Raw genomic sequence first — 4,169 nt, 5'->3', positions numbered from 1 at the left:
GTCCTTGACCGGGGAGGGGTGGGGCCATGGAAATGCGCCTGCCGGAGCCGGGCGACGCGCTCACGGGTGTCGAGATGTTCGCCGGGCTGGAGCCCGAGGTCCGCCAGCGGGTGATCGCCGCAGCGGTGCCCCGGACGTACCGCAAGGGCCAGCTGCTGTTCGTGGAGAACGACCCGGGCGAGTCGCTCATCGTGCTGCGCCGGGGTGCGGTGGCCGTGTTCCGCACCGCGCCGACCGGCGAGCGAGCGGTGCTGTCGGTGATCCGACCGCCCGATGTGCTCGGCGAGGTCTCCCTGCTGGACGCTTCCACCCGCTCCGCCTCCGCCGAGGCGATCGAGGACTGCACCGCCCTCGCGCTGTCCCGGGGCGCTTTCATGGAGCTGGTCCACTCGAACCCGCGCATCCTCGACGCGGTGATGCGCTCCCTCGGCGCGCTCATCCGCCGGCTGACCGAGCAGAACGCCGACCACGTCTTCCTCGACCTGCCCGGCCGGGTCGCCAAGACGCTGGTCCGGCTCGCCGGCGAGAGCCAGGCTCCGATGATCACCATCGAGCTGAACCAGAGTCAGCTCGCCGAGATGGCCGGCGGTTCCCGGCAGAGCGTCAACCAGGCGATCGGGTCGTTCGCCAACCGGGGCTGGCTGCGCACCGAGGGTCGACGGATCGTGGTCACCGACGTCCCGGCGCTGCGGCGCCGCGCGGGCATGAACGAACGCTGAAAGTCAGTCGCCGAACGACCGGGCGGGCCGGGGACGACGTCCCCGGCCCGCCCGCGTACGCCCGGTCAGGGCTTGGTGCTGCCCGGCCCGGCCCAGTCCGTGCCACCCGGCCCGGCCCAGTCCGTGCCGTCCTTGCCCTTGCCCGGCAGCTCACCGACGATGCCCTGCGCCTGGAGCTGGGCAAGCGTGGCGGCGTCGACGTCCACCGAGTCCCCGGCGGAGTGGGTGACCCCGTTACTGTCGGTCCATTCGCTTCGCAGCATGACGTACACCATGGAGCTGTCCCCCTGATCAGCGAGTTTGACGATCGGCTGACTGAATCTAGCCGTTCGGAACCCGTTGAGCTGCCCGGTGCAGTGTCCGCAAGCCAACAGCCCGGTACCCGACAATGCGCCGGGCAGGAATACTCGACTCTGCGCCCCCGGGCGACGGGGGCCCGCCAGTGGAGGGTGTCATCGCCGCGCAGTGTGACCGCTGTGGACGCACCGCCGCCGACGGCGACCGTTTCTGCGGTGGCTGTGGCGCGGAGCTCGGTGCCGTCTGTCCACACTGCCTGCGCCCGCTCGCCCCGGACGTGGCCTTCTGCACCTCGTGCGGCGCGCCCCGGGCCGGCACCGACCGCCCGGCGGTCATCCCGCAGGAGGACCGCCGCCGGGTCAGCGTGCTCTTCGTCGACCTGATCGACTTCACCCCGTACGTCGAGCGGGCCGACCCGGAGCTGGTCCGCGGCATGCAGACCGGCTTCTTCTCGGCTGCCCGGCGGGTGGTCGGCCAGTACGGCGGGGTGGTGGAGAAGTACATCGGCGACGCGGTGATGGCGCTGTTCGGCGCGCCGGTGGCCACCGAGACCGACGCGCTGCGCTGCGTGCGGGCCGGGCTGGAGCTGCAACGGGTGCTGACCCGGTTCACCCCCACCGGCACCGACGGGCTGCGCTTCCGGGTCGGGGTGGCGACCGGCGAGGCGCTGGTCGACGTGGCCGCCGCCCGCGACGGCGGGCAGGCGATCGTCGCCGGCGACGTGGTCAACACGGCCTCCCGGTTGCAGTCCGTGGCGCCGCCCGGTGGGGTGCTGGTCGACGGCACCACGCACGCGCTGACCCGGGACGCCATCCGCTACGACGAGCAGCCCCCGGTCACCCTGCGCGGCCGGTCCGCGCCGACCGAGGTGTGGCTGGCCCTGGCCGCGGTCCGCCAGCAACCCACCGACCGGGAGCCGGACACCACCCCGCTGATCGACCGCGAGCACGAGCTCGGCATGCTGGTCAACGCGCTGCACCGCAGCCTGCGCGACCGCCGGCCGCAGGTGGTCACCGTCTTCGGCCGGGCCGGCATCGGCAAGAGCCGACTCGTCCGCGAGCTGCACAAGCACACCGGCCGGCTGGTGGACGAGCCGTTGACCTGGCGTACCGGGCGGTGCCCGCCGTTCGGCGAGAACGTCACGTTCGCCGCGCTGGCCGACATCGTCAAGGCCGAGGCGGGCATCCTCGACACCGACCCGGCCACCAGCGCCGCGCAGCGGCTCACCGCCGCCGTCGGCGAGCTGGTCGGCCCCGGCGAGCGCGGCCGGGTCGCCGACGCACTGCGTCCGCTGGTCGGCCTGCCCGGCACCCCGTTGCCGGCCGAGGAGGCGGAGTCGGCGTGGCGACGCTTCCTGTTGGCGCTGGCGGCCCGCCGCCCCACCGTGCTGGTCTTCGAGGATCTGCACTGGGCCGACGACGCGATGCTGCGCTTCGTGGAGCTGCTCGGCGCGGCGGCCCGGGACGTACCGCTGCTGCTGCTCTGCACCGCCCGCCCCGAGCTGGTCGACCGGGATCCGAGCTGGGCGGGAACCATCACCGGCTCGGTGACGATCACTCTGCCGCCGTTGCGGGACACCGGCATCGCCGCGTTGTACGCGCACATGTTCGGCCAGGCCGCGTTCTCCGCCGACCTGTTGAGCCCGCTGATCGAGGTGGCCGGCGGCAACCCGCTCTACGCCCACGAGTACGTCCGGATGCTGATCGAGCAGGGTGCGTTGCGGCAGTCCGGGCGGGGCTGGTCGCTGGACAAGCAGCTGGACCTGCCCATGCCGGAGAGCGTGCACGCGGTCATCGCCAACCGGGTCGACCTGCTCGATGCGAAGGACCGGGCGGTGCTGCTGGCCGCGGCGGTGGTCGGGGTGCAGTTCTGGCCCGGGGCGGTGGCCGCCGCCGTCGGGCAGTCGGTCGAGTCGGTCGAGCGCGCGCTGCGCCGGCTGGAGCAGCGGGACTTCGTCCACGAGCAGGCCGCCTCCACGATGGCCGGTCAGCCGGAGTACCGCTTCCGGCACGTGCTGGTGCGCGACGTGTGCTACCAGCGGCTGCCGCGTACCGAGCGGGTGGCCCGGCACGACCGGACGGCCGACTGGTTGGACACGCTGTCGCAGAGCCGGGACACCGACCTGGCCGAGGTGCTGGCCCACCACCGGTGGGCGGCCCACGAGATCGCCCGCTCGCTGGGCATGGAGACCCGCCGCTACGCCGGGCCGGCGCGGGCCGCGTTGCACCGGGCGGCCCGTCGGGCGTACGCGCTGCACGGGCTGGACGCCGCCGCCAGTCACGCCGGCCGGGCACTCGGGCTGGCCGACGACTCCGACCCGGTGGGTCGGCTGCAACTGGAACTGATCAGCACGGAGATCTCGTTCTACCGGGACGGCAACGCGTTCCTCTCCGGCGGTGGGCCGGAACAGGTGCAGGCGCTGGCCGACCGGCTGCTGGCGTACGGCGACGAGGCCTGCGCGGCACGCGCCTGGACGCTGCTCGGTCAGACCGCCTGGCTGCGGGCCGACCGGAAGGCCGCGCTGGCCTGCCTGGACCGGGCGGTGCGGCTGTTCGAGCCGCTGCCGGACAGCGCCCAGAAGGCGGACGCCTTCGCCGAGCTGGGCCGGCTGCACATGCTCAACTACGAGCGGGATCCGGCGGTGGAGGCGGCCGACACGGCGGCGGAGATCGGCGAGCGGCTCGGGCTGACCGAGACCCGCACCAACGCCCGGATCACCGCGGCCACCGCCCGCTACCAGGCGGGCGACCGGTCCGGCCTGGACGAGCTGTACGCCATCGTCGAGTTCAGCCGGGCCGGGCAGCTGCTCGCGCTGCCCCGGGCCACCCAGAACCTCGCCTACGCGGTGCGTGAGGAGGGCGACTGGTTGCGCTCCGACGCGCTGCTCTCGGCGGCCCCGGCCCGCACCGCGAGCGGGCAGACGCTGACCACCAGCTACTCCGGCGAGGCGATGCGGGCCTGGTTCGAGGGGGACTTCGGCCGGCTGCTCGCCGCCGCCGAGGCGTTCGTACACACCCCGACCGGCAGCTGGGACATGCAGGTCCGTGGCCTGCGGTCCTGCCTGCTGGTGCTGCGCGGCCAGCCGGTGCCGCCGCCGGCCGGCCCGGCGGCCACGCCGGGTTCGGGCACCCCGTCGGCCGCCCCGGCCGGTAC

3 protein-coding genes are annotated in these 4,169 nt (G+C 74.0%); 2 read left to right on the top strand and 1 reads right to left on the bottom strand.

Translation table 11 applies throughout. The features are described 5' to 3' along the window. Nucleotides 1-26 precede the first annotated feature (26 nt). Nucleotides 27-719 carry a Crp/Fnr family transcriptional regulator gene (locus tag C1I95_RS32295; protein ID WP_111219701.1) on the top strand — a complete coding sequence of 231 codons (693 nt, stop codon included), beginning with the start codon at nucleotides 27-29 and terminating at the stop codon, nucleotides 717-719. A 65-nt stretch (nucleotides 720-784) separates the two neighbouring features. Here the strand turns inward: C1I95_RS32295 and C1I95_RS32290 are convergent, their stop codons facing one another. Beyond that, nucleotides 785-982: a hypothetical protein gene (locus C1I95_RS32290; protein ID WP_233514019.1), complete on the bottom strand. Its 198-nt coding sequence runs from the start codon at nucleotides 980-982 to the stop codon at nucleotides 785-787. Between the two features lie 179 nt (nucleotides 983-1,161). Here C1I95_RS32290 and C1I95_RS32285 point away from each other — a divergent pair. Beyond that, a partial coding sequence (locus tag C1I95_RS32285) for an ATP-binding protein (protein ID WP_111219697.1) occupies nucleotides 1,162-4,169 on the top strand: 3,008 nt, incomplete at its 3' end.

The organism is Micromonospora craterilacus, assembly GCF_003236315.1.
GTDB lineage: Bacteria > Actinomycetota > Actinomycetes > Mycobacteriales > Micromonosporaceae > Micromonospora > Micromonospora craterilacus.
The sequence above is the reverse complement of the archived record's forward strand: the minus strand, read 5'-3'. Positions and strand labels throughout refer to the sequence as shown.

Bases quoted from the DNA above. Each gene is read 5' to 3' on its own strand.
- C1I95_RS32295 (WP_111219701.1), top strand. From the start codon at position 27: ATGGAAATGCGCCTGCCGGAGCCGGGCGACGCGCTCACGGGTGTCGAG.
- C1I95_RS32290 (WP_233514019.1), bottom strand. From the start codon at position 982: ATGCTGCGAAGCGAATGGACCGACAGTAACGGGGTCACCCACTCCGCC.